This is a genomic window from Microbacterium oxydans, assembly GCF_900095745.1.
Classification (GTDB): Bacteria; Actinomycetota; Actinomycetes; order Actinomycetales; family Microbacteriaceae; genus Microbacterium; species Microbacterium oxydans_B.
Genome location: NZ_FMIR01000007.1, coordinates 66,591 through 90,663 on the forward strand (window position 1 = coordinate 66,591; position 24,073 = coordinate 90,663).

The 24,073-nt window shown below is 68.7% G+C and carries 21 protein-coding genes; 12 read left to right on the top strand and 9 right to left on the bottom strand.

Annotated elements, in window-relative coordinates:
* Window positions 1-209 precede the first annotated feature (209 nt).
* The 5 genes from BQ2383_RS02120 to BQ2383_RS02140 are packed head-to-tail and all read right to left on the bottom strand — an operon-like array spanning window position 210 to window position 4,960.
* A complete protein-coding gene (locus BQ2383_RS02120; protein ID WP_091028644.1) occupies window positions 210-962 on the bottom strand; it encodes an ABC transporter ATP-binding protein in 753 nt (250 codons plus the stop codon).
* On the bottom strand, window positions 952-1,713 hold the full coding sequence (locus BQ2383_RS02125; RefSeq protein WP_091028647.1) for an ABC transporter ATP-binding protein: 762 nt from the start codon (window positions 1,711-1,713) through the stop codon (window positions 952-954). Before BQ2383_RS02125 ends, BQ2383_RS02120 begins: the two co-directional genes overlap by 11 nt.
* A complete protein-coding gene (locus tag BQ2383_RS02130; protein ID WP_244175863.1) occupies window positions 1,710-2,801 on the bottom strand; it encodes a branched-chain amino acid ABC transporter permease in 1,092 nt (363 codons plus the stop codon). Before BQ2383_RS02130 ends, BQ2383_RS02125 begins: the two co-directional genes overlap by 4 nt.
* A gap of 28 nt (window positions 2,802-2,829) precedes the next feature.
* Window positions 2,830-3,714 (bottom strand): branched-chain amino acid ABC transporter permease, encoded by an 885-nt coding sequence (locus BQ2383_RS02135; protein WP_091028649.1) that lies wholly within the window; start codon window positions 3,712-3,714, stop codon window positions 2,830-2,832.
* A 10-nt stretch (window positions 3,715-3,724) separates the two neighbouring features.
* Entirely contained in the window at window positions 3,725-4,960 is a 1,236-nt protein-coding gene (locus BQ2383_RS02140; protein WP_197021047.1) for an amino acid ABC transporter substrate-binding protein, read from the bottom strand.
* 128 nt (window positions 4,961-5,088) lie between these two features.
* Between BQ2383_RS02140 and BQ2383_RS02145 the strand changes: the two genes are divergently transcribed.
* Window positions 5,089-6,102: a LacI family DNA-binding transcriptional regulator gene (locus BQ2383_RS02145; RefSeq protein WP_091028652.1), complete on the top strand. Its 1,014-nt coding sequence runs from the start codon at window positions 5,089-5,091 to the stop codon at window positions 6,100-6,102.
* A gap of 51 nt (window positions 6,103-6,153) precedes the next feature.
* On the opposite strand, the gene BQ2383_RS02150 is transcribed toward BQ2383_RS02145, so the two are convergent.
* From BQ2383_RS02150 to BQ2383_RS02160, 3 genes are all read right to left on the bottom strand, one after another.
* Window positions 6,154-7,653: an arylsulfatase gene (locus BQ2383_RS02150; protein WP_091028655.1), complete on the bottom strand. Its 1,500-nt coding sequence runs from the start codon at window positions 7,651-7,653 to the stop codon at window positions 6,154-6,156.
* Between the two features lie 84 nt (window positions 7,654-7,737).
* A complete protein-coding gene (locus BQ2383_RS02155; protein ID WP_091028659.1) occupies window positions 7,738-8,631 on the bottom strand; it encodes a formylglycine-generating enzyme family protein in 894 nt (297 codons plus the stop codon).
* An 84-nt stretch (window positions 8,632-8,715) separates the two neighbouring features.
* A complete protein-coding gene (locus BQ2383_RS02160; RefSeq protein WP_091028663.1) occupies window positions 8,716-9,888 on the bottom strand; it encodes an ROK family protein in 1,173 nt (390 codons plus the stop codon).
* Window positions 9,889-9,996: 108 nt separating this feature from the next.
* Between BQ2383_RS02160 and xylA the strand changes: the two genes are divergently transcribed.
* The 4 genes from xylA to BQ2383_RS02180 are packed head-to-tail and all read left to right on the top strand — an operon-like array spanning window position 9,997 to window position 13,855.
* Window positions 9,997-11,184, top strand: coding sequence for a xylose isomerase (gene xylA, locus BQ2383_RS02165; protein WP_091028667.1), 1,188 nt, complete (start codon window positions 9,997-9,999; stop codon window positions 11,182-11,184).
* Window positions 11,185-11,192: 8 nt separating this feature from the next.
* Window positions 11,193-12,476 (top strand): xylulokinase, encoded by a 1,284-nt coding sequence (gene xylB, locus BQ2383_RS02170; RefSeq protein ID WP_091028670.1) that lies wholly within the window; start codon window positions 11,193-11,195, stop codon window positions 12,474-12,476.
* Between the two features lie 12 nt (window positions 12,477-12,488).
* Window positions 12,489-12,794, top strand: a complete 306-nt coding sequence (locus tag BQ2383_RS02175; protein WP_091028673.1) for an NIPSNAP family protein — start codon at window positions 12,489-12,491, stop codon at window positions 12,792-12,794.
* A complete protein-coding gene (locus BQ2383_RS02180; RefSeq protein ID WP_091028677.1) occupies window positions 12,791-13,855 on the top strand; it encodes an NAD(P)/FAD-dependent oxidoreductase in 1,065 nt (354 codons plus the stop codon). Before BQ2383_RS02175 ends, BQ2383_RS02180 begins: the two co-directional genes overlap by 4 nt.
* A 15-nt stretch (window positions 13,856-13,870) precedes the next feature.
* Here BQ2383_RS02180 and BQ2383_RS02185 read toward each other — a convergent pair whose 3' ends face one another.
* Window positions 13,871-14,335, bottom strand: coding sequence for a MarR family winged helix-turn-helix transcriptional regulator (locus tag BQ2383_RS02185; protein WP_091028696.1), 465 nt, complete (start codon window positions 14,333-14,335; stop codon window positions 13,871-13,873).
* A gap of 92 nt (window positions 14,336-14,427) precedes the next feature.
* Here BQ2383_RS02185 and BQ2383_RS02190 point away from each other — a divergent pair, with 92 nt between their 5' ends.
* From BQ2383_RS02190 to BQ2383_RS02220, 7 genes are all read left to right on the top strand, one after another.
* Window positions 14,428-15,534, top strand: a complete 1,107-nt coding sequence (locus BQ2383_RS02190; RefSeq protein WP_347876379.1) for an LLM class flavin-dependent oxidoreductase — start codon at window positions 14,428-14,430, stop codon at window positions 15,532-15,534.
* An 11-nt stretch (window positions 15,535-15,545) separates the two neighbouring features.
* Window positions 15,546-16,205 carry an NADPH-dependent F420 reductase gene (locus BQ2383_RS02195; RefSeq protein ID WP_091028730.1) on the top strand — a complete coding sequence of 220 codons (660 nt, stop codon included), beginning with the start codon at window positions 15,546-15,548 and terminating at the stop codon, window positions 16,203-16,205.
* A 73-nt stretch (window positions 16,206-16,278) separates the two neighbouring features.
* Window positions 16,279-16,836, top strand: coding sequence for a hypothetical protein (locus BQ2383_RS02200; protein WP_091028699.1), 558 nt, complete (start codon window positions 16,279-16,281; stop codon window positions 16,834-16,836).
* A gap of 67 nt (window positions 16,837-16,903) precedes the next feature.
* Window positions 16,904-19,798 (top strand): YhgE/Pip domain-containing protein, encoded by a 2,895-nt coding sequence (locus tag BQ2383_RS02205; RefSeq protein ID WP_091028702.1) that lies wholly within the window; start codon window positions 16,904-16,906, stop codon window positions 19,796-19,798.
* Window positions 19,795-21,975 (top strand): YhgE/Pip domain-containing protein, encoded by a 2,181-nt coding sequence (locus BQ2383_RS02210; protein WP_091028704.1) that lies wholly within the window; start codon window positions 19,795-19,797, stop codon window positions 21,973-21,975. The genes BQ2383_RS02205 and BQ2383_RS02210 overlap by 4 nt, the downstream gene beginning before the upstream one ends.
* A 29-nt stretch (window positions 21,976-22,004) precedes the next feature.
* Window positions 22,005-22,622, top strand: coding sequence for a TetR/AcrR family transcriptional regulator (locus BQ2383_RS02215; RefSeq protein ID WP_091028706.1), 618 nt, complete (start codon window positions 22,005-22,007; stop codon window positions 22,620-22,622).
* 41 nt (window positions 22,623-22,663) lie between these two features.
* Entirely contained in the window at window positions 22,664-24,064 is a 1,401-nt protein-coding gene (locus BQ2383_RS02220) for a threonine/serine ThrE exporter family protein (protein ID WP_091028708.1), read from the top strand.
* Window positions 24,065-24,073 lie beyond the last annotated feature (9 nt).

The following is a 24,073-nucleotide window of genomic DNA, read 5'->3' on the forward strand; positions in this document are numbered from 1 at the left end:
ATGGATCGTTCGTGCATCAGAAACCTCTCAACGTCGTCGTCGTGTGGTGTCGTGCCGATGGGTCGTGCCGCCTTCTCCGGGGCGGCACTGCAGCGGAGAAGGTGTGGAACGGTACTGCGGGTCGGGGGCGGAAACGCTTTCGCAAGCGCTTTCGTCGGATGGACGAGAAAGGCGGGAGGAGGCAGTCGCTGCCTCCTCCCGCCCGGGTTTCATCCCGCGTCGGGGACGGCGGGCTTGCCGCCGAGATACAACGCGGCGAGGGTCGGATCGGCGAGGAGCTCGGATGCCGGACCCGAGATGTGCACCCGGCCGAGGTCGAGCACGCATCCGATGTCGGCGGTCTCGAGCGCCCGCCGGGCGTTCTGCTCGACGAGCAGCACGGCGGTGCCCGCATCGCGCATGCGCACGATCTGCTCGAACACCTTCTCGGTGGTCTTGGGGTCGAGGCCCATCGACGGCTCGTCGAGGAGCACGACCTTCGGGCTCACCATGAGCGACCGCGCGAACTCGACCTGCTTCTGCTGACCACCCGAGAGCAGGCCGGCGAGCTGCTTCCACCGCTCCCCCACGATGGGGAAGAGGTTCTGCACGAAGTCGACCCGCTCCTGGATCACCTTCTGATCCTTGAGGGTGAAGGCGCCGAGCATCACGTTCTCGCCGACCGTCATCTCGCGGAACACACTGTGCCCCTGCAGCACGTGCGCGAGCCCGTGCCGCAGCATCGACTGCGGTCCCTCGCCGGTGATGTCACGACCATCGACGCGGATGCTGCCCGAGCGGGGCTTGAGCATGCCGCTGGCCACCTTGAGCACGGTCGACTTGCCGGCGCCGTTGGGCCCGACGAGGCAGACCACCGAACTGGGCGGCACCTCGACCGTGAGGCCGCGGAGCACGAGCGCCGCCCGGCCGTATCCGGCCTCGATGTCGCGCAGCTCGAGCAGGTTCTTCGCTTCAGACTCCAAGGTAGGCCTCCAGGACTCGCGGGTCTTGCTGGATGATCTCAGGCGTTCCCTCGGCGATCTGGCGTCCGCGGTCGAACACCACGACGTGGTCGCACAGGCTCATGACCATCTCCATGTTGTGCTCGACGATGATGAACGTCTTGCCCTCTTCGTTGAGCTCGCGCACCAGGGTGGCGATGCGTCCGATGAGGGCGGGGTTCACCCCACCGGCCGGCTCGTCGAGCATGATCGTGTCGGGCTCGCCCATGAGCACGCCCGCCAGCTCCAGCAGCTTCTGCTGGCCGTAGCTGAGGTTGCGGGCCTCGGCGTGCTCGAGGTGGTCGATGCCGACGCGTCGCAGCCAGCCGCGCGCCCGCTCCAGCTCCTCCGGATCGTGCGCGGAGCGCAGCTGCTGCCGGATGCTCGTGCTGCGCACCGCCACGAGCAGGTTCTCCATCACGGTCATGCGAGGGAAGACCCGGCACAGCTGGAAGCTGCGGCCGATGCCGGCACGGGCGATACGGTCGGGCGACTTGCGGGTGATCGCCTGCCCCCGGTATCGCACCTCGCCCGAGTCGGGCTTGATCATGCCGGTCACGCAGTTGAAGAAGGTGGTCTTACCCGAGCCGTTCGGCCCGATCAGGCCGTTGACCTTGCCCTCCTGGAAGTTGACCGTCGCACCGTCGACGGCGGTGACGCCGCCGAACGACTTGGTCATCTCGACCGTGCTCAGACTCTCCAGCGTTGTGGGCTGTGCCGTGGGGGCGTTCATGACGACGTCTCCTTCGTCGAGGCATCCGCTGTTCGGGCCGAAGCATCCGCTGCCCGCTTCTCGTTCTGCTCGAGCAGCTGCCCGGCGGTCAACTCGCGGATCGATGCCTCGTTCGACGACCGCGTGAACAGTCCCTTCACGGCGGGGATGATGCCGTCGGGCATGAACAGGACGACGATGCCGAGCAGGATGCCGGTGGCGATGAGGTGGAACTGGGTGTCGCCGAACTCGAGCTTGAAGTACTCGAGCGCGAGGCCGACGACGACGGCGCCGAGCAGCGGACCGAAGAGGTTGCGCACCCCGCCGAGCAGCGCCATCAGCACCATGTACGAGCCGATGAGGATCGAGAACTGGAAGATGGGATCCAGGTCGCCGAACCACAGCGCGTAGAGTCCGCCGCCCAGCGACACGAAGAGTGCCGACAGCACGTAGGCGATCAGCTTGTACCGCGTGGTGGGCACACCGAGGGCCTGCGCCTTGTCTTCGTCTTCGCGCACCGACTTGAGCGCGGTGCCGAACTTGGACCGGTCGATGATCCACCAGACCACCAGCGCGAAAGCCAGCAGGCCCGCGAACAGGTAGTAGAAGATGCGGTGGTGCTCGGGTCGCAGCACATCGAACGGACGCGGGACGTTGAGTCCCTCGGAGCCGCCGGTGACCTCGCGCCAGCTCTGGAACACCAGCAGCATGATGAGCACGAAGGCGATCGAGACGATCACGAACGAGGCTCCGCGCACCCGGAGGGCGGCGATGCCGATCGGGATCGCGATGATCGACACGAGCACGGCCGCGAGGATCCAGGCGACGAAGCCGGGCAGCGCCAGGTACTTGATGAGGAGGCCGGTGCCGTAGGCGCCGAGCCCGAAGTATGCGGCGTGCCCGAGGGAGATGTATCCCGTGAACCCGCCCATGAAGTTCCACCCCGTCGAGAGCACGGCGTAGTTGAGGATGACGACGCCCGCCGACAGGATGTACGGGTTCGGGGCGATGGTCGGGAACGAGAGGACGAGGGCGGCGCCCACGACGAGGAGGACGATCCGCACCCACTTCGACGACGAGCGCCGCACGGGGGCGGATGGAGCGATCACAACCGTCTCGGTGGGGATCGGCTCTCTGCTAGAAACGCTGGGCAAGACGACCTCCGAAGAATCCTTGCGGACGGAACATGAGCGTGGCGAACAGGGCGACGTAGAACACCGTCTGTGCCCAGGTCGGCCCCAGCGGGAGCTGGAGCAGGCTCTGCGCGATCCCGAGGACGAGAGCCGCGATGGCCGCACCCGGGATGCTGCCGAGTCCGCCGACGACGATGATCGCCATGAGCGGTCCGATCCAGTGCCAGTGCAGCGACGGGTAGATCGTGGCGTCGAGCGAGAGCGCGGTGCCGCCGATCGCCGCCGTGGCGAGCCCGAGTCCGAACCCGTAGCCGGCGACCCGGTCGGTGTTGATGCCGACCAGTCGCGCGGCCTCGGGGTGCTGGATCGTCGCCCGCAGCGCCTGCCCGAACTTCGTGTACTTCAGCAGCACGAACAGGAGTGCGAGAGCCACCGCCGCCAGACCGAACGCGATGAGCTTGACCACCGGCACCTGGGCGCCGAAGAAGTCGAGGCTCGCACTCGCATAAGGGAGGGGGATGCGGCGCTGGGTCCCGGTGAAGAAGAACCCGAGCGCCCCCTCGATGATCAGCGCCACGGCGAAGGTGAGCAGCACCGACATCATGGTCAGGGTCAGGGGCTTGAGCCTCGAGACGAGCAGTCGCTGCATCACGACACCCGTCAGGAAGAACAGGGGCACCGTGACGACGAGCGACACGAGGGGGTCGATGCCGGTCTCCCGGTTGAACCACCACGCGAGGTACGCGGCCAGGATGAGGAAGGCGGAGTGCGCGATCATGACGACGCGCATGATTCCGAAGTACAGCGTGAGCCCGGCCGCCAGGAGGGCGTAGAGCCCTCCCAGCAGGATGCCGAGGATCAGGCTTTGCAGCAGCAGTGCTCCACTCACGATGTGCGGATCACCACGTCGGCTTCGGGAAGAGGAAGTCGGCTTCCTTGACGTCGTCCGGGAGGACGATCAGGATCTCGCCGTCGATCCACTGCTGGATGAGGTGGGCGCCGGTGGGCTTGCCCGTCTCGTCCCAGCTGAGCTCGCCGACGACGGTGTCGACGGAGTTGTCGCGCAGCCAGTCGATGAGCTCCTGCTGGCACTCGCCCTGCTCGGCGCAGCCCGCGGCCTCGACCGCAGCGGCGACGACCTGACCGGTCGTGTAGGCGTTGGCCTCGTCCTCGGACGGCGGGTTGCCGTGCATCTCGGTGTACTTCTCGACGAACTCGATGTTGCTGGGGAACTGCGACTTCGGCGAGTAACCGGTGGGGGCGAGGATGCCCTCGGTCGCACCGCCGATCGCGGCGGCGAACTCGGGGTTGGTCGGTGCGGTCGAGAACGCCGCGAGCTCCGGCTGATAGTTCAGCTGCTGGAGGGCGATGATCAGGTTGACCGCATCCTGATACTGCGTGCCGCCGATGACCATGTCGGCGTCCGACTGCGCGATCTTGGCCGCGATGGTGGAGAAGTCGGTCGTGTTCGGCGGGTAGACCTCGTTCACGACGACCTCGACACCGCCCTCTTCCAGCTTGTCCCGGAGGCCGTACGCCGTGCCCTGCGCGAAGGGGTCGTCCATCGCGGCGACGGCGACCGTCTCGGGCCGCTCCTCCTCCGGAAGCGCGAGCAGGTAGTCGGCGAGGTTGTTGTAGTGGTCGTTCGCGATCGCGGGGGCCGCGTAGAAGAGGTTGTCGAACCCCTGCTCGAAGACCTCCTCCGCCGCGCCGGCCGGCTCGACGAAGAGCATGCCGTACTCCTGGGCGACGCGCGCCGAGGGAACGACGAGGCGCGTCGAGAACGGACCGAAGACGAGGTCGACGCCGTCCTGCGCGATCAGCGACTCGTAGTCGGAGACGACGCGGTCGGCGTTCGACTGGTCGTCGAGGATCTTGAGCTCGACCTGGCGTCCGAGGAGACCGCCGTTCTCGTTGACGATGTCGCGCCAGGCCTCGTAGCCCCGCTCGACGCCCTTGCCGGGTTCGGAGAAGTCGCCGGTGAGCGGCAGCGAGATGCCGATGACGATCGGATCGTCGGATCCACCCCCCTCCGCCTGATCGCCGGGGGCCGAGCAGGCCGAAACCGTGAGCGCGGCGATCGACAGCGTTCCGATCGCTGCCGCGATCCGTCGACCGTGTCTGGGTGCAGTCATCCGAGTCTCCTACGTCATCGTAGCGAAAGCGCTTTCGTAAGCGCTTCCGCCACTATAGTGGGACCGAAGAACGAAGAGCAACCTACCTCGCAATCAGCGTTGATCTTGCTCCACAAGGGGGAGGTTTCGTGAAGCGTGAAGGCGCGCCACGACTCATCGATGTGGCCGAAACCGCAGGGGTCTCCCTGGCGAGCGCGTCGCGGGCGATGAGCGGCGGATCCGGCATCTCTCCCGAAGTGGCGGCGCACGTGCGCGTCATCGCGAAGCAGCTCGGCTACGAACCCAACATGCACGCGCGCGGGCTTGCCGGCGGGCTGGTGCCGACGATCGGCCTCGTGGTGCACGAGATCGGCGACCCCTACTTCTCCGACATCGCCAGCGGCGTGATCCGCAGTGCCACGCTCGAGAACCGATCCGTGCAGATCGCCCAGGCCGACCGCACCCCCGACAGCGAACTCGCGCAGGTGAAGTCGCTGCTGCGCCAGCGCGTCGGCTCGATCATCATCGCCGGCTCCGGGTACGCCGATCCCGGACGCGAGCAGGGCATGACCGAGGCACTGCTCGACTTCACCCTGTCCGGAGGCCGCGCCGCGGTCATCGGCCGCCACCACCTTCCCGTCGACGCGGTGCTGCCCGACAACCATCGGGCGGGCATCTCGGTCGGACGCCACCTGGCCGAGCTGGGGCACCGCCGGATCGGCGTCGTCGCCGGCCCGCTCGACCTCAACACGGTCGCCGACCGCATCGCCGGGCTGCGAGAGGGCACGAGCGATCCGGACCTGGAACTCGTCATCGTCTCGCACGAGTTCACCCGCGAGGGCGGCATCGCCGGGGCCCGCGAGCTGCTCGACCGCGACGTCACCGCCATCGTCGGCCTCAACGACGCCATGGCCATCGGCATCCTCAGCGAGTTGCGACAGCACGGCACCCGCGTGCCGGAGGAGATGTCGGTCGTCGGCTTCGACGACATCTCCGTCGCCCCCGATGTGGCCCCCGCCCTCACCACCGCGCGCATCCCGATGTTCGAGATGGGACAGCACGCCGTCTCGCTCATCCTCCGACCCGCGAGCGATGAGGCGCGGACGATCGAGACCGCGCACGAGCTCATCATCCGTCAGTCGTCCGGGCCGCCCCGCGGCTGAACGAGCGACCGTGACCCCGCCGCACGCGACGACGGGCCCACGGCCCGGTGCTCAGGAGTTGCCGGCGGTGGTGTTCAGCTTCTTCATGACCTGGTTGATCGTGAACGACGCCGACTCCTGCCGCGCCGGGAACTCGGCGAGCGACTGCAGCATCCGCGCGACATAGGCCTGCGCCGGCACGAACAGGAAGATGCGGTCGATCACCCAGTCCCAGTAGGTGTTCGACGTGATGTCGGCCCGCTCGAACGGATCGGTGCGCAGGTTGAAGAGCTTCGGGAAACGCAGCTCGATGTACGGCTCCTGCCACACCAGCAGGGTTCCCGCCGCGCGCTGCTCGAGGAACACGAGCTTCCAGTTCTCGAAACGCAGCGCCGTGAGGTCGCCGTCGTCCGAGACGTAGAAGAAGTGTCGACGCGGACTGTGCTCGACCGCACCCGTGATGTAGTCGAGCTGGTTGTGTCCGTCGAGATGCACCTTGTACTCGGTGCCGTGCAATTCGGTGCCCGCCCTCAACCGCTCGGCCACGTCGTCGTCGCCGACGGCGGCGAGCAGCGTGACGAACCAGTCGTTGTGGCTCACGATCCCGTTGAGCGTCGTCCCCGCGGGGATGTGCCCGGGCCAACGGACCATCGCGGGCACCCGGTAGGCACCCTCCCAGTTCGAGTTCTTCTCGTTGCGGAAGGGGGTCATGCCCGCATCCGGCCAGCTGTTCATGTGCGGACCGTTGTCGGTGGAGTACATGACGATGGTGTTCTCGGCCAGCCCGAGCTCGTCGAGCAGGTCGAGCAGACTGCCCACGACATCGTCGTGATCGAGCATCGTGTCGTGGTAATTCGACTGCCAGCGCCCCGCTCGCCCCTTGCTCTCTTCCTTGGTGTGCGTGCGGAAGTGCATGTGCGTCGAGTTGAACCAGACGAAGAACGGGGTATCGTCGGCCGCCTGCGTGCGGATGAAATCGGCTGCGGCGTCGCGAAACTCCTCGTCGACCGTCTCCATGCGCTTCTTCGTCAGCGGACCGGTGTCTTCGATGCGCTGCGTGCCGTCGCCGTTCGCCCAGGTGTGCAGCACCCCGCGCGGACGGAACTTCTCGCTGAACCCGGGGTACTCCTCGTCGGTCGGGTAGTCCGGGTGCTCCGGCTCCTCCTCCGCGTTGAGGTGATAGAGGTTGCCGAAGAACTCGTCGAAACCGTGGGCGGTCGGCAGGTGCTCGTCCCGGTCGCCGAGGTGGTTCTTCCCGAACTGCCCGGTGGCGTAGCCGTGGTGCTTGAGCGCGTCGGCGATGGTCGGGTCCTCGGGCTGGAGGCCCAGCGGGGCCCCCGGCATCCCCACCTTCGTCAGGCCGGTGCGGTACGGGTTCTGGCCGGTGATGAAGGCGGCCCGCCCCGCGGTGCAGCTCTGCTCGCCGTAGTAGTCGGTGAACTTCACGCCCTCGTCGGCGATGCGATCGATGTTCGGGGTCCGATAGCCCATGAGACCGTCGGAGTACGTGCTGAGGTTGCTGATGCCGATGTCATCGCCCCAGATGATGAGGATGTTGGGCTTCTCAGCCATGGTGACTCCTTGCTTCAACCGGTGAGACGGGCGGGTGCCCTCGGTCGTAGCCAAGCAGTCTCCCGGGCCTGCGCCCAGGGATCCTCACTCGGAGCGGGTGAGGCGGAATCCGATGTGCGACATGCCGGTGTCCTCGGCCTGCGGCGAGCGCGCGGCGGGCCGGAACCGCAGGCAGTAGTCCGGCGAGCAGAGGTGCGAACCGCCCTTGAGCACGCGGCGGGGGATGTCGGGGAAGCCCTCTTGCGCACTGGCCGTCGCGAGCAGATTCGTGCGCTTGCCGGCATCGACCGGGGTGTCCGAGAGGCGCAGGTGACGCGGGGTGTAGAAGTCGGTCGTCCACTCCCAGACGTTCGCGATCATGTCGTAGAGGCCGTAGCCGTTGGGCGGGTACGAGCCGACGGGCGCCGTGCCGCCGACGCCCTGATTGTCGTAGGGGAAGCGGCCGAGCCAGGAGTTCGCCTGCGCGACACCGTCGGGGTATGCCTCGTCACCCCAGGCGAAGGCCGCGCCCTCGAGTCCGCCGCGCGCCGCGTATTCGTGTTCGGCCTCGGTGGGCAGCCGCATCCCCACCCAGTCGGCGTAGGCGACGGCGTCTTCGAACGCGATGTGGACGACCGGATGCTGCAGCCGGTCGTCGATCGACGAGTCAGGGCCGAACGGCCGGCGCCAGAACGCCCCGGGCTGCCAGCGCCACCAGTTGCGCCAGTCACCCAGATTCGTCGGACCGGCGGTCGGGGTGAACACCATCGCTCCCGGAACGAGATCGGCGGGATCGGCACCGGCGAAGGCAGCAGGATCGAGCGGACGTTCGGCGACCGTGACGTACCCGGTCGCGTCGACGAACTCGGCGTACTGCGCGTTCGTCACCGGGTAGCGGTCGATGAAGAACGACTCGACCTCGCGCTCGTGCGCCGGCCGCTCGTCCGGATAGAAGTCGTCCGACCCCATCAGGAACGTGCCGCCGGGGATGTAGACCATGTCGCGCGAGTTCGTCACGAGACTCAGCGTAGTGTTCGGCCGCGGCGGGAGGACCGGGAGTATTCCGGCCGGCGGATCCGGCGCTCAGCGGGTCGCGTCGAACGCCCTGGTGCTCCCCCACAGCGGGCGGAACGCCAACTCCGCCGCACCGACGAGCAGCCGATCGGAGCCGAGCTCGGCCGCACGGATCGCGACCGCGGCCGCGCTCTCGGGCATCGACAGCCGCGCGACCTCATCGGCCAGCACGTCGTGCGCACCCTCGTCGATCAGCGCCAGGAAGCCACCGAGAATCACGAGGGCCGGGTTGAGGACGTTGACCGCGTTCGCCAGCGCGCTTCCGAGGATCTTGGCCTGGCGGACGAGTTCTGCGCGCACCTCGGGCGCCTCCGCGGCGGCGAGGGCTGCGGCGAGCTCGTCGTCGTCGGCGTCGTCGATCCCGAGCAGGTCGAGAAGGTGCTGCCGGTTCACCTCGTCTTCGAGCACGCCGTCGTCGGTGCGGCGGTCGGCGCCCTCGATGCCGGGCCGGTTGTGCCCGAACTCGCCCGCGTAGCCGCTCGCGCCGGTGGCGGCCAGACCGCGGATCACGAGTCCGCCGCCGATGCCGGAGGCGCCTCCGTTGAGGTAGACGAGTTCGTCGATACCCCGGCCGGCGCCGAAGAGGTGCTCGGCGAGCGCGCCGAGGGTCGCGTCGTTGTCCACCGCGGTGCGGATGCCGGTCGCCTCCTGGATCAGGGCGGCCAGCGGCTCGTCGGTCCAGCCGAGGTGCGGGGCGTTGCGCACCACGCCGTCGGCCGAGCGCACGAGCCCCGGCACCGCGACGCCGATGCCGATCACGCTGCAGTCGGCGAGAGCATCCGTCCGCCAGCCTTCGAGGCGCTCGGCGACGAGGGCGGCGACATCGGCCGTGGACGGCGGGGCGGCGTTGACGATGCGCTCGCGGACGCGGATGCTGCGGTCGAGGGCGACGGCGGCGATCTCGACGGCGTCGACCTCGGGGTGCACGCTGATCGCGACGACGTCAGCCGAAGGCGCGACCACCGGTGAGGGGCGGCCGGCCCGCGTCGAGGATTCCGGCGGCCGCTCGTCGACAAGTCCGGCACCGACGAGCTCCGCCACCAGCGCGGCGATGGTCGAGCGGTTGAGGCCCGTCGCCTCGGTCAGGGCCGAGCGGGAACGAGGGCCGTCGTGGTGGACGATCGAGAGGATCCACGCCAGGTTCGCTTCGCGGGAGCGCGGGGCTGTGGATTCAGGGGGCACGTTCCCACTTTAGGGGTGCGGATGCCGCCTGTCATCGGTTATGTTGTGAAGCACAACTTATTGCGTCCGTGCATCCCGCACGCCCGCAGCATTCGCAGAGGAGCGATCATGCCCAACCCCACCCGCGACGACAAGTTCTCCTTCGGGCTCTGGACCGTCGGCTACAACGGCACCGACCCGTTCGGCGGTCCGACCCGTCCGGCGCTCGACGTCGTGCACGCGGTCGAGAAGCTCGCCGAGCTCGGTGCCTACGGCCTCACTTTCCACGACGACGACCTGTTCGCCTTCGGATCGACGGATGCCGAGCGACAGACCCAGATCGACCGCCTCAAGGGCGCACTCGCCGACACGGGCCTGATCGTGCCGATGGTCACCACCAACCTCTTCAGCGCCCCAGTCTTCAAGGACGGCGGCTTCACCTCGAACGACCGCCAGGTGCGTCGCTTCGCGCTGCGCAAGGTGTTCCGCCAGCTCGACCTCGGCGCCGAGCTCGGCGCCAAGACCTTCGTCATGTGGGGCGGCCGCGAGGGCGCGGAGTACGACTCCGCCAAGGACGTGCGCGCGGCTCTCGAGCGCTACCGCGAGGCCGTGAACCTGCTCGGCGACTACGTGACCGACAAGGGCTATGACATCCGCTTCGCGATCGAGCCGAAGCCCAACGAACCCCGCGGCGACATCCTGCTGCCGACGCTCGGCCACGCGATCGCGTTCATCGACTCGCTCGAGCGCCCCGAGCTCGTGGGCGTGAACCCCGAGGTCGGGCACGAGCAGATGGCCGGACTCAACTTCACGGCCGGCATCGCGCAGGCGCTGTTCCACGGCAAGCTCTTCCACATCGACCTCAACGGCCAGCGCGGCATCAAGTACGACCAGGACCTGGTGTTCGGCCACGGCGACCTGCACAACGCATTCTCGCTCGTCGACCTGCTCGAGAACGGCGGCCCCGGCGGAGTTCCCGCCTACGACGGCCCGCGCCACTTCGACTACAAGCCCTCGCGCACCGAGGACGAGGCCGGCGTCTGGGCATCCGCCGCGGCCAACATGCGCACGTACCTGCTGCTGAAGGAGCGCGCCGCGGCCTTCCGCGCCGACCCCGAGGTGCAGGAGGCCCTGGCCGCCGCGAAGGTCGCCGAGCTCTCCACCCCGACGCTGAACGACGGTGAGTCGTACGACGACTTCCTCGCGGACCGCTCGGCCTACGAGGACTTCGACGCGAACGCGTACCTCGGCGGCAAGGGCTTCGGCTTCGTGCGCCTGCAGCAGCTCGCCACCGAGCACCTGCTCGGCGCCCGCTGAGTCCGGCGATGGCACTCGTTCTCGGGGTCGACTCCTCGACCCAGTCCTGCAAGGTCGTCGTCGTCGACTCCGAGACGGGTGCCGTCGTGCGCTCCGGCCGCGCTCCGCATCCCGATGGCACGTCGGTCGATCCCGAGGCGTGGTGGGTCGCGTTGCAGGCGGCCATCGCGGATGCCGGTGGCCTCGATGACGTGGAGGCCGGGGCGATCGGTGGGCAGCAGCACGGCCTCGTCGCCCTCGATGCGGAGGGACGCGTCATCCGCGACGCCCTGCTGTGGAACGACACCCGTTCCGCCCAGGCGGCGGAAGACCTGATCTCCGAGTTCGGGGCCGCAACCCTGGCCGACCGCACCGGACTCGTACCGGTCGCCTCGTTCACGATCACGAAGCTGCGCTGGCTGCGCGACCACGAGCCCGAGAATGCGGCTCGGGTCGCCGCCGTCGCCCTGCCGCACGACTGGCTGACCTGGCGGCTGCGTGGGTTCGGGCCCGAGCACCCCGACTTCGATGAGCTCGTGACCGACCGGTCGGATGCCTCGGGCACCGGCTACTGGAACCCTGCGACCGGCGAGTACGACCGCGAGCTGCTCGTCGCCGCGCTCGGCCACGACGTGATCCTGCCGCGTGTGCTCGGGCCGCGCGAGTTCGTGACGGACGCTGCGTCGCGTCGCGTCGCCCCCGGTGCGGGAGACAACGCGGCCGTCGCGCTGGGCCTCGGCGCGCGGACGGGCGACGTGGTCGTCTCGATCGGCACCTCGGGCACCATCTTCGCCGTGACCGACCGCCCGGTGGCGGAACCGACCGGCATCGTCGCGGGGTTCGCGGATGCCGACGGCGGGTACCTGCCGCTGGTCTGCACGCTCAACGCCGCACGGGTGCTCGACGTGATCGCGAGCCTCCTCGGAGTGGACCACGACGGGCTGAGCGCGCTCGCCCTGACCGCCGAACCGGGCGCCGGCGGACTCGAACTCGTGCCGTACTTCGAGGGCGAGCGCTCCCCCAACCTGCCCGATGCCACCGCGAGCCTGAACGCCATGACGCTCGCTTCCACCACCCGCGAGAACCTCGCCAGGGCTGCGGTCGAGGGGATGCTCGGCGGGCTCCGGTTCGGGCTCGACGCGCTGCGAGAGCTCGGCATCCCGCTCGAACGTGTGCTGCTCGTGGGCGGCGGCGCGCAGTCGCAGGCCGTGCGCGAGATCGCCCCGCTGGTCTTCGAGCTGCCGGTCGAGGTGCCGGAGGCCGCGGAGTATGTCGCAGTCGGCATGGCGCGTCAGGCGGCCTCGGTGCTCTGACAGGATCGGGGCATGATCACCGTTCACCTGCGCTACGAGATCGATCCCGACAAGCTCGAGGACTTCACCGCGTACGGTCGCACCTGGATCCGGCTCGTGGCCAAGCACGGCGGCACGCACCACGGCTACTTCCTGCCGAGCGAGGGCGACAGCGACGAGGCGTTCGCGCTGTTCACGTTCCCCTCCCTCGCCGAGTACGAGGTCTACCGCACCGCCTCGAAGACGGACCCGGAGTGCATCGAGGCGTTCGAGTTCGCGCGCCGCACGCAGTGCATCCGCCGCTACGAGCGTCGCTTCCTGAGCCCCGTCTTCGAGTGACGACACGGGAAGCGGAGTCTGAGCGTCGAGCAACCGAACGCGACCGCATCATCGTGATCGGCGCCGGTGTGATCGGCGCCTCGGTCGCACATCACCTGGCTCGCGCGGGACACGACGTGATCGTGCTCGACAGCCGGACACCGGGGGCGGGGGTGACGGCCGCGTCGTTCGCCTGGGTCGGCATGGCCAAGAGCCCCGCCGATGCCTATGCGGGCTCTGTTCGTCAGCGTGCGCGGCCGGAGTTCGATCGTGTCCTCACGGAACTCACCGCACCCATCGGGCTTCGTCCCTTCGGCGCGGTCACCTGGGAGGAATCCGAGGATCTGACTCGGGCCTTCGTCGCCGACCACCAGGCCGCGGGACACCGGATGGAGCTGCTCACGGCGCGCGAAGTGTTGATGCGGGAGCCGGGCCTTCGTGACGCACCCGATGTCGTGGCCTACGCCCCCGATGATGTCGGCATCGACCCCGTCGCCTATACCCGCGCCCTGCTGCAGAGCGCGCAGGAGCACGGCGCGGAGGTGCGGACCGGCACGACCGTACTGCGGGTGCTCAGCGATGGCGGCGGAGTTCGAGGCGTTCTCACCGACCGCGGCGAACTCGAGGCGAAGAGCGTCGTCGTCGCGGCCGGCACCGCCTCCGTGGGCATCGCCGCATCCGCCGGAGTCGACATCGACGTCGTGGGGTCGCCATGCTGCCTGCTGCGCTTCTCCACCCCTCGCCCGCTCCTGCGCGGCATCCTCTCCACCCCGGAGCTCGAGGTTCGCCAGCTGGACGACACCACCCTCCTCGCCGCAGAAGACGTTCCCGAGGGCTTCTTAGGTGATCCGAGAGAGCTCGCCGTTTCCACCCTCGCCGCGATCCGCAGCTCTTTCGTCGACGCCGAAGATGTCCGCCTCGAACATGCCGTCATCGCCGACCGCCCGATACCGGCGGGCGATCGACCCCTGGTCGGGCCGGTGCCCGCGATGCCCGGCCTCCATCTGGCGATCGCCCACCCCGGCGTGATCCTGTCGGCCGAGATCGGACGCGTGGTCGCCGCCGACCACACCTTGCTCTGAGGCCCCGAGGCGCGATCAGCCTTCGAGGTTCCTGCGCAGCGCGGCCGTGATGTCATCCACCTGGGCGAGCTGTTCGGGTGTGAGCGCGTCGACGAACAGGTCACGGATGGCGCGAAGGTGCGGCACGTTCGCGGCCCGGAACACGTCGGCTCCGATCTCGGTGAGGAGAACATCGACGCCGTGCACACCGTCGGCGCACGGAACTCTACGGACGAGCCCCCGCTTCTCCATCCGGCCGAGGTGGTGCGAGAGTCGGCTGCGCTCCCAGTCGATCAGGGCGGCGAGTTCGGAGGAGCGCGCCCTGCGGCCGTCGGCTTCGCTGAGCGCGAGCAGCACCTGGTAGTCGCCGGAGGAGAGCGACGACTCGCTCTGCAATTGCGCGGCGAAACGAGAGCGAAGGACCTCGCTGGTCTCGATGAAGTCCCGCCAGATGCGCAGCTGCTCGGGTGTCGGCGTGCGGCGACGTCGTTCTTCGGCCATGGCACCCTCCCGGGAATTGATACGTCAATCCTAAGGTTAGAAGCTATTGACACGTCAATCCGGAGGGACCGGTGCCGTGGAGAAGGGTCGTGATGGACATGACGGAACTCGAGTTCGGGCTGAACTCCTTCGGCGAGGTGGCGACGGACGGGGGCCGCATCCTGTCGGACGGCGAGACGCTGCGGCTGCTGGTCGAGGAGGCGCAGCTCGCCGAGTCGGTCGGCCTCGATGTCTTCAGCGTCGGCGAGCACTACCGCGAGGGGCACATGGACTCCGCGACGCCGGTGCTGCTGGCTGCCGCGGCGCAGGCCACGTCGACGATCGGGCTCGGCTCGTCGGTGACGGTGCTCTCGACGCAGGATCCGGTGCGGCTGTACCAGGAGTTCGCGACCGTCGACGGGCTTTCCGACGGACGCGCCCAGCTCATCCTCGGACGGGCGTCGGCGATCGAGTCGTTCCCGCTCTTCGGGTACGACATCGCCGAGTATGAGCGGATCTTCGAGGAGAAGCTCGACCTGTTCCTGCGCCTGATGCGCGAGAACAGCGTCACCTGGAGCGGCAACTACCGCAGCCCGCTCGAGAACGTGCGCCTGCATCCGCGCATGCCCGAGGGCGGCATCCCGTCGTGGATCGGCATCGGCGGCAGCCCCGACTCCGTCATCCGCGCCGCCGAGAACGGACTGCCCTTGATGATGGCCATCATCGGCGGACGGCCTGAGCGCTTCGCCGGCCACGCCCGGCTCTACCTGCGTGCGCTGGAGCAGTTCGGGCGGGCGGAACTCCCGATCGGGCAGCACTCGCTCGGCCTCATCGCCGACACCGACGACGAGGCCAAGAACGTGCACTGGAAGCACTGGGAGCCGGTCGTGACCCAGATGAGCAAGGAGCGCGGCTTCTACGCGCCCACCCTCGAGCGCTACGAGGAGGAGGTCGGCACCGGCGCCCTCTACGTCGGCTCCCCCGAGACCGTCGCGCACAAGCTCGCCGCCGCCGTTCGGAGCAATCACCTGTCGCGGTTCGACCTGAAGTACGACCTCATGCACCTGCCGAAGGACGTGCGCGCGCGCAGCATCCGCCTCTTCGGAGAGAAAGTCGCCCCGCGCGTGCGCGAACTGCTCGCCGACGACCCCGGAGAGGGCGCGTTCGCCGACCCGGGTGTGGCGCAGATCACGAAAGACGGCAAGGCCGTCCACGCGTGAGGGAGATCACCATGAACGACACCATCGAGACTCTCGGCATCCTCGGCGCGGGCAAGGTGGGCACCACGATCGCCCGCCTCGCCCTCGCCGCGGGGTACCGCGTGCTCATCGCGGGCTCGGGCGCGCCGGAACGGATCGCGCTCACCATCGACGTCTTCGCGCCCGGGGCCAACGCGGTGACGGCCGCGGACGCGGCTGCCGGGGCGGATGCCGTCATCCTGGCCCTTCCCCTCGGCAAGTACCGCACGCTCCCGGTCGAGCAGCTGCGCGGGACGTTGGTGCTCGACGCCATGAACTACTGGTGGGAGACCGACGGGATCCGTGACGATCTGAGCGATCCGCGCACCTCGACCAGCGAGCTGGTGCAGGAGTTCCTGCGGGAGTCGCGGGTGGTGAAGGCACTGAACCACATGGGCTATCACGACCTCGAAGACGAGTCCAGACCCGCAGGAGCGACCGGGCGCAAGGCCATCGCCGTCGCGGGGGACGAGCCTGCCGACCTCGCCACGGTCGCTGCGGTGATCGACGGGCTCGGCTTCGATTCCGTCGTCCTCGACAGCCTGGCAGAGGGCGCCGTACTCCAGCCCGGGAACCCCGCGTTCGGCGCCGACGTCACCGCCGAGGAGCTGCGTAGACTGATCGGCATCCCCTCGCAGAGCGCGCCGCGCTGACGGCCCGGTCGGGCAGACGACCGCGCTGGCCCGGCTAGGCTCCCAGAAGTCGGCGACCCCCACGGAGGCATTGATGCCCACTCCCCTCAGACTGCGCGCGAGCGCACTCGTGCTCGCAGGCATGCTGGCCTGCGCCGGCTGCGCGGGAGCGTCCGTCCCGAGCCCGCCGGAGGCCGTCGGCGACGACTTCCCCGGCACGTGCCTGCCGTCGGAGGTCTCCTGGCCGTCCGACTTCCTCGAGTCCCTGCCCGGAGAGTCGGAGGCGATCGGCGGCACCATCGTGGGCCTGCGCCTCGAGTGGCTCGACGACGATTTCGCGTGGCGGCTGCGCAGCGCCGACACCCGTGAGGACACGTTCGGCGAGCGGGTCGACGACCCGAGCTTCGGCCGGGAGTCGCTAGTCGACGTCCGCACCCTGGAGGTTCTCTCGACCGGCGAGACGGAGCTCACCGAGGCGGAGCAGCAGCTGAACGGCAGCAGCGCCTACACCGCGGCGCAGCTCTCGGGTGAGCAGTACCCGAGTCCGCTCATCGTGGAGATGGCCCGCGTGATGGACGACGGCGCGCCCGTGTGGCAGCTCACGATGTGCGACACCGCCACGAACGAGTTGACGGTCACGACCCTGAATTGACCCACGCCTGACCGCTTTACTCAGCTAACTTGCACGCTGGTGTGCACGTATTGTGTAAACTCGTCCTGTGAAACAGAGCTGGCGGGTCTACAAGCGCGACGTCAAGAGACTCTCCCGCGTGCCCAAAGCCTGGATCATCATCATCGGGGTGCTCATCACCCCGGCCCTGTACGCGTGGTTCAACATCAACGCATTCTGGGACCCCTACGCGAACACCGCGAACATCCGCGTGGCGGTGGTCGATCTCGACGAGGGCGCCACGTCCGACCTCACCGGCCACATCGACATCGGCGAGCAGGTGACCGCGCAGCTCAAGGACGACGACCAGCTCGGCTGGACGTTCATGGGCGAGGACGAGGCTCAGGAGGCCGTGAAGAAGGGCGACGTCTACGCCGCCATCGTCATACCTGCGCAGTTCAGCGAAGACCTGGTCAGCATCACCAGCGGCGACTTCACCCAGCCGGCGCTGGAGTACTACGTCAACGAGAAGGCCGGGGCGATCGCGCCCAAGATCACCGACGTCGGCGCATCCGAACTCGACAAGCAGGTCACCACCGCCTTCAAGGAGCAGGTGGCTCTCGCCGCGACGAACGCTCTCAAAGACGTCGGCGACTCCACCGAGCTGCGACTGCTGAACGCCAGGGACAACACCCTCAACGCGTTCGACCAGGCGGCGCAGACCATCTCGTCAGCGCGGGAGAACCTCGCCGAGACGCAGGACGGGCTCACCTCGTCTCGCGGCACGCTCGCCTCCGCACGGAGCACGCTCGGCGACGTCGACAAGACGCTCGGCGACGTGCAGAAGTCGCTCGCCCAGACGCAGTCGATCATCGCCGAGACGCAGAAGGAGGTGATCGCCTTCACCGACAGCGCCACCACCGCGTTCCTCCAGGGCACCACGCTGCTCGCCGATGCGTCGTCGAAGGCGAACGTCTCGATCACCCGTCTCACCCAGAGCCTCGAGCAGGCGGGTGTGCGCATCGACGCCGGGATCGACGACGTCTCGAATGTGCTCGAGGCGAACGAAGCGGCCGCCGCGCGTCTGCAGGCCCTCGTGGACGGTACCGACCTCAGCGACGAGACGAAGCAGCAGCTCACCGAGGTCATCGCCTCGCTGCAGCAGCGCAACGCCACCGACCAGCAACTGCTCGCCGACCTGAAGGACCTCAAGGCCAGCGCGTCCGACACCGTGGGCTCCGTTCAGGCGACAGCCGACGCGGTCGACAAGGCGATGCAGGACACCAGGGATGCGTCGTCGGCGATGCGCGACATCCTCACCCGCACCGTCCCCTCGCTGAACAGCGCCATGTCGCAGCTGTCGTCGAGCGTCGGATCGCTCTCGGCGGCACTGGATGCGCAGAAGGGCGTGCTCGCCGAAGCCGATCAGCTGCTGGGCGGGTTGGACTCTCAGCTCGTGGCCACCTCGTCGGCACTGGAGAGTTTCGACGGCGACCTCGCCGGCATCGAGCAGGGCCTGCAGACCTCGCGCACCGACGTCGTCGCCCTCAACGCCGCATCCGAATGGGGTCTGCTGGGCACACTGACCGACCTGGAGCCCGAGCAGATCGCCCAGTTCATCTCCTCGCCCGTCGAGGTCGACGAGCACCTGGTGTTCCCCGTCGACACCTACGGGTCGGCGATGGCCGCGCTCTTCACGAACCTGTCGCTGTGGATCGGCGCCTTCGTGCTCATGGTGATCTTCCGCGTCGAGGTCGACACCGAGGGCGTCGAGGGGGTCACCGTGCGCGAGGCCTACTTCGGCCGCTTCTTCCTCTTCGCGACGCTCGCCGTCGGCCAGGCGCTGATCGTGTGCACCGGAAACCTCATCATCGGCGTGCAGACCGTCAGCGCCGCTGCCTTCGTCGGCACGGGTGTGCTCATCGCCCTCGCCTACGTGAGCATCATCTATGCCCTCTGCGTCGCGTTCGGGCACGTCGGCCGCGGCCTGTGCATCCTGCTCGTGATCATGCAGATCCCCGGCGCATCCGGGCTGTACCCGATCGAGCTGATGCCCGGATTCTTCCGGGCCATCTATCCGCTCCTCCCGTTCTCGTACGGCATCGACGCGATGCGCGAGACGATCGGCGGGTTCTACGACGGCCACTACTGGCGGTACTTGGGCGCCCTCGCCGTGTTCGTCGCCCTGGCGTTCCTCATCGGGCTCGTGCTCCGCCGCCGGCTCGCGAACTTCACCCTGCTCTTCAACCGGCAGGTACTCGCGACCGACCTCCTGATCGGGGAGAAGGTGCAGGTCGTCGGCAGCGGGTATCGGCTCACCGACGTGATCCGCGCGCTCTCGAACCGCAGCGAATACCGCGAAGACCTCGCTCGACGCGCCGAGCCGTTCACCCGCCGCTACCCCACCCTGTTGAAGGCGACGGTGCTCACGGGGGTCGCCGGGCTCGTCGTGCTCGGGGTCATCACCTGGGCGCTCCCCGAATCGAAGGCGCTGCTGCTGGGCCTGTGGACGCTCTGGATCCTGCTCGTCATCGGATTCCTCGTGGCCATCGAATACATCAAGCACAGCTTCGAGAACGGCGCGGAGGTCGCGGCCCTCGACGACGCTGAGCTGCGCGAGCTCGCCCTCGTCGGGCCCGCCGGTCGTGACGCGGTCATGCCCGCCTCAACGGACGAGAATTCCGACACGGTCCCGTACACGCCCGTCGTCCCCACCGAGCCGGATGGGCGGGCCGTCACCGTTGTGCCGGACGTGCCGGACGCACCGGACGCACCGGCCGGCGGCGCCGAGGCAGACGCCCTGCTCACCGAATGGTTCGAGCCCGAGCCGGACGCGCAGCCGTATCCGGAGACGGAGACGGAAGCGGAACCCCGCATCGGACCGGATCCCGAGCAGACCGCCGAGCAGGACGACGCCGAGCAGGCAGAAGAAGATCTCGCGGACGAAGATCCACTCACCGACGAAGACGAACACCGGACCGCAGAAGGAGAGGACCGCGCATGAGGGACATCCTGCACCTGACGGCCCGCGACGTGCGGCACGCGACCCAGAACGTGATGGCGTGCATCGTCCTCTTCGGACTCGTCGTCATCCCGTCGCTGTTCACCTGGTTCAACGTCATCGCCAGCTGGGATCCGTTCGCGAACACGAAGGATCTGAAGATCGCTGTCGCGAGCACCGATGCCGGGTACGAGAGCGACCTCGTCCCGATCCGCGTGAACGTCGGCGAACAGGTCCTCTCCCAGCTTCGCGGGAACGACCAGCTCGACTGGGTCATCACGGATGAGCACGACGCGATCGACGGGACGAAGTCCGGCGAGTACTACGCCGCCATCGTGCTGCCCGAGACGTTCAGCGCCGACATGCTGACGTTCTACGCCGACGGCGGCGACCGCACGCACATCGCGCTCTACACGAACGAGAAGAAGAACGCCCTGGCGCCGAAGATCACCGGACAGGGCGCGGAAGGGGTCTCGTCCGCGATCAGCGACACCTTCGCCCAGACGCTCGGCGACGTGGCTCTCGGCCTCGTCTCGTCGATGTCGGACTACCTCACCGATGAAGACACGCAGGCCGCACTCACCCGCATCGAGGCGCGCCTCGGAAGCGTGGGCGATCAGCTGCGCTCCGGGGCGCACACGGCCGACAGCTTCACGGCTCTGCTCGAGGCGAGCCGGCCCCTGCTCGACAGCGCCTCGGGCCTGGTCGGCTCGGCCGGCGACGCGTTCACCGACACCTCGGGCGCCCTCGGCAGCGGGGTGGACGCGGCGGGCACACTGAAGTCGACCCTGCAGACGGCCGCGCAGTCCCTGACGGATGCGCTCGCGGCGACGGCGAGCAGCTACGACGCCGTCGGTCAGCGCATCGACGAACTGTACGCCGGGGCCGACTCGCTCAGCGGCAGCCAGGTGCAGACGATCACCACGCTCGCGGAGCGCGTGCAGCAGCAGATCGACCAGTACTCCGCGGTCAAGAACACCCTGGAGACGGAGGTCGGGCCGAACCTTCCCGAATCCGCGCAGCCCGACTTCGACGCCGTGATCAGTCGGCTCGATGAGGCCATCGCCCGGCAGCAGGCCCTGCAGGAGCGCCTCCAGACCGCGGCGACCGAGATCGCGGCCGGCAACGACTCGGCGCAGAGCTCGCATCAGGAGATCACCGCCGCGATCGCCGCGGCGAAGAAGGCGATCACGGATGCACGGAGCACGTACGACAACGGGCTGAAGGCCCAGCTGAACTCCCTCTCGTCGACCCTCACGCAGATCGGCTCCGACGTCTCGGCGATCCGCTCCGACCTCTCCGGCATCACGTCCGGCCTCTCCGGAGCATCCGATTCCGTGCAGTCGACCCTGTCGCGCGCGCAGGAGGCTACGACGCAGCTGTCGGCATCGCTGAACTCGTTGGCCGACCGGTTCGACACCGTGCAGCAGGCGATGACGAAAGCCGCGGACACCGGCGATCTCAGCGAGCTGATGGGCGCCGACCCCGGCGTGCTCGCCACGTCCCTCGCCGAACCCGTGCGCGTGGACCGCACCGCGGTCTTCCCCGTGGCCGGTTTCGGCGCGGCCATGGCACCGCTGTACATGATCCTGGCCCTCTGGGTGGGTGCGCTGCTGATGACCGTGACGATCCGCGTCGACGTGAACGCCGAGACGCTCCCCGACCGCGCCGAGCTCACTCCGACGCAGAAGTATCTCGGCCGCTACGGCATCTTCGGCCTGGTCGGGCTCGCACAGAGCACGCTGCTGACCCTCGGGCTGATCCTCTTCGTCCAGGTCGAACCCGCGCATCCGCTCCTGCTGATCCTGGCCGGGTGGGCGATCTCGACCGTGTTCACGCTCATCGTCTACACGGCGGTGGTCGCGTTCGGCAACGCGGGCAAGGCGCTCTCGGTGCTGCTCCTGGTGATCCAGATCTCGGGTTCGGGCGGAGCGTATCCGCTGCAGCTGCTGCCCGACTGGTTCCAGAGCATCAGCCCGTTCCTGCCCGCGACCTACGCCGTGAACATGGTGCGATCGGCGATCGCCGGCGTCTACCAGGGCGACTTCTGGTGGTCGCTGGGCGCGCTCGCGCTGTTCCTCATCCCCGCGCTGCTCCTCGGTCTCGTGCTCCGTCGCCCGTTGATGACGTACAACCGCAAGCTCGTCGACGCACTCGCGTCGACCAAGTTGATGTCGTGACTCCTGTGTCTCCGCGAAAGGACCATGACGTGACCGCACCGAATCCCCGGCGTCGGCGCGATGCGCTCGCCAATCGCGAGGCCCTGCTGCGCGCGGCGCAGTCGGTGCTCGCGACCAACCCCACGGCGTCGCTCGATGTGATCGCCCAGGCCGCCGGCCTCACGCGGCGCTCCGTGTACGGTCACTTCGCCGACCGCGACAGCCTGCTGCGCGAGGTGATCGCCGTCGGCGCTCAGCGGTTCAACGCGATCGCCGAGGCGACAGACGAATCCGACCCGCGGGTCACCCTCGCGCGCATGGCGACGCGACTGTGGCGGGAGGCCTCGGCCGTGCGCGCGTCGGCCAACATCGCCCTCGATGATGCGCATCTGACCGACACCGTGCTCGCCCTCGCACCGCTGCGCCGACGGATCCGCGACCTGACGAGGACCGGGGTGGAATCCGGGGCGTTCCGTGGAGACATGCCGGCCGAGCTGCTCGCCTTCCTCATCGAGGAGACGGCGCGGGCGACGCTACGCGAGCTTCGACTCACCACCACCGACGCGGACTCCACCGTCGTGCGCGTGGTGCTGAGCATCGTGGGCCTCTCGTGGACGGAGCAGGCCGAGCTCATCGGCGCGCACCCCGAGATCTTCGCGCAGGACTGAGACCGCGGCAGACGGCTCTCCCGTCCGGGAGAATGGATGATATGTCCGCGACCCCCCGCCGGCCACTGCTCTCCTCGGTGCGCCGCCTGCTCCACACCGATCCCTCCACGGTCGCGCACACCGAGGTCCTGCCCGTCATCGACGAGCGCACGGTCCCCCGAGTCCTCGACCTGGCGACGAGGATCGGCGAGTCGATGTTCGCCGTCGGTGCGTCCGCCCACGAGGTGACGCTGGCCATCACCCGCGTCTGCGATGCGTACGGGATGAAGGGCGTGCAGGTCGACGTCACCTACAACTCGATCACGGTGTCGTTCCACCTGAGCGGGGAGGTCTGGCCGGAGACCCTGGTGCGCGTCGTGCGGGTGACGGCCCCCGATCACGCGAAGCTGCAGCGCGTGCAGGCGCTCGTCGCCGATATCGCCGACGGGCTCGACCTGGAATCCGCGCGCACGACCTTCCGAGCGATCCGCCGGGTGCCGTTCCGCTATCAGCAGCCGGTCGTGATCGTGGCGCGCGCCCTGCTCGCCGTCGGGGTCAGCATCATGCTCGGCGCCTCCCCGATCATCGTCGGTCTCACGTTCATCGCGGCGCTGTGCGCGGCTCTGACCCAGGCCGGTCTCGCTCGCCTCCGCGTTCCGCTGTTCTTCAGCCAGATCGCCGGAGGGTTCGTGACCACCGTCGTGGCGGTGGTCGTCTCGGCGCTGGGCTCGGCGGGGATCGAGCCGTTCGTCGGCATCCGCCCGTCGATCATCGTCGCCTCGGGCATCGTGCTGATGCTGGCCGGTCTCACCGTGGTGGGCGCGGCACAGGATGCGATCGACGGCTTCGCGCTCACCGCCGGCGGGCGCATCCTCGACCTCACCATGCAGACCCTCGGCGTGGTGATCGGCATCCTCGTCGGCCTGGAACTCGGGAGCGTCCTGGGGTTCACGATGGACCTTCCCGACGACCCGGCACCGTTCGGTCCGGTCCTGAACCAGTTCGCCGGCGCGATCATCATCGCCATCGCCGTGGCGGTGTTCAACGGCGCCGGCATCCGCATCATCCTGGTGAGCGCGCTGCTCAGTGCGGTGACGCTGGCCGGGTACTCGGGTTCGGTGGCGCTGAACCTGCACCCCGCGGCGGCGAGCGCAGTCGGTGCTCTGCTCGCGAGCTTCCTCGGGATGCTGATCGCCCGCAACCTGCACGTCCCGTCGGTCGCGGTCACGACCGCGGCCATCGTCCCCCTCGTTCCCGGTGTCGCCGTGTTCCAGGGACTGCTGGAGATGGTGCACGCGACCGGGACGTCCACGGGGATGCTGGTCGCCGGCGGATCGCTCATCGACGCGGCGGTGATCGGCATCGGTCTGGCATCCGGCGCCTCGCTCGGCCTGTACCTCGGCACCCCGGTGCGGGCGACCCTCGCGAGCGTCGCGAAGACCCGCGCCCGCGTCCGCCGCTGACCCCGCCCC

What these genes read in the sequence shown, in the direction of transcription:
- BQ2383_RS02125 (WP_091028647.1), bottom strand. Translation starts at nt 1,713, where the DNA reads ATGAACGCCCCCACGGCACAGCCCACAACGCTGGAGAGTCTGAGCACG.
- BQ2383_RS02140 (WP_197021047.1), bottom strand. Translation starts at nt 4,960, where the DNA reads ATGACTGCACCCAGACACGGTCGACGGATCGCGGCAGCGATCGGAACG.
- BQ2383_RS02150 (WP_091028655.1), bottom strand. Translation starts at nt 7,653, where the DNA reads ATGGCTGAGAAGCCCAACATCCTCATCATCTGGGGCGATGACATCGGC.
- BQ2383_RS02155 (WP_091028659.1), bottom strand. Translation starts at nt 8,631, where the DNA reads ATGGTCTACATCCCCGGCGGCACGTTCCTGATGGGGTCGGACGACTTC.
- xylA (WP_091028667.1), top strand. Translation starts at nt 9,997, where the DNA reads ATGCCCAACCCCACCCGCGACGACAAGTTCTCCTTCGGGCTCTGGACC.
- xylB (WP_091028670.1), top strand. Translation starts at nt 11,193, where the DNA reads ATGGCACTCGTTCTCGGGGTCGACTCCTCGACCCAGTCCTGCAAGGTC.
- BQ2383_RS02175 (WP_091028673.1), top strand. Translation starts at nt 12,489, where the DNA reads ATGATCACCGTTCACCTGCGCTACGAGATCGATCCCGACAAGCTCGAG.
- BQ2383_RS02185 (WP_091028696.1), bottom strand. Translation starts at nt 14,335, where the DNA reads ATGGCCGAAGAACGACGTCGCCGCACGCCGACACCCGAGCAGCTGCGC.
- BQ2383_RS02190 (WP_347876379.1), top strand. Translation starts at nt 14,428, where the DNA reads ATGGACATGACGGAACTCGAGTTCGGGCTGAACTCCTTCGGCGAGGTG.
- BQ2383_RS02195 (WP_091028730.1), top strand. Translation starts at nt 15,546, where the DNA reads ATGAACGACACCATCGAGACTCTCGGCATCCTCGGCGCGGGCAAGGTG.
- BQ2383_RS02200 (WP_091028699.1), top strand. Translation starts at nt 16,279, where the DNA reads ATGCCCACTCCCCTCAGACTGCGCGCGAGCGCACTCGTGCTCGCAGGC.
- BQ2383_RS02210 (WP_091028704.1), top strand. Translation starts at nt 19,795, where the DNA reads ATGAGGGACATCCTGCACCTGACGGCCCGCGACGTGCGGCACGCGACC.
- BQ2383_RS02220 (WP_091028708.1), top strand. Translation starts at nt 22,664, where the DNA reads ATGTCCGCGACCCCCCGCCGGCCACTGCTCTCCTCGGTGCGCCGCCTG.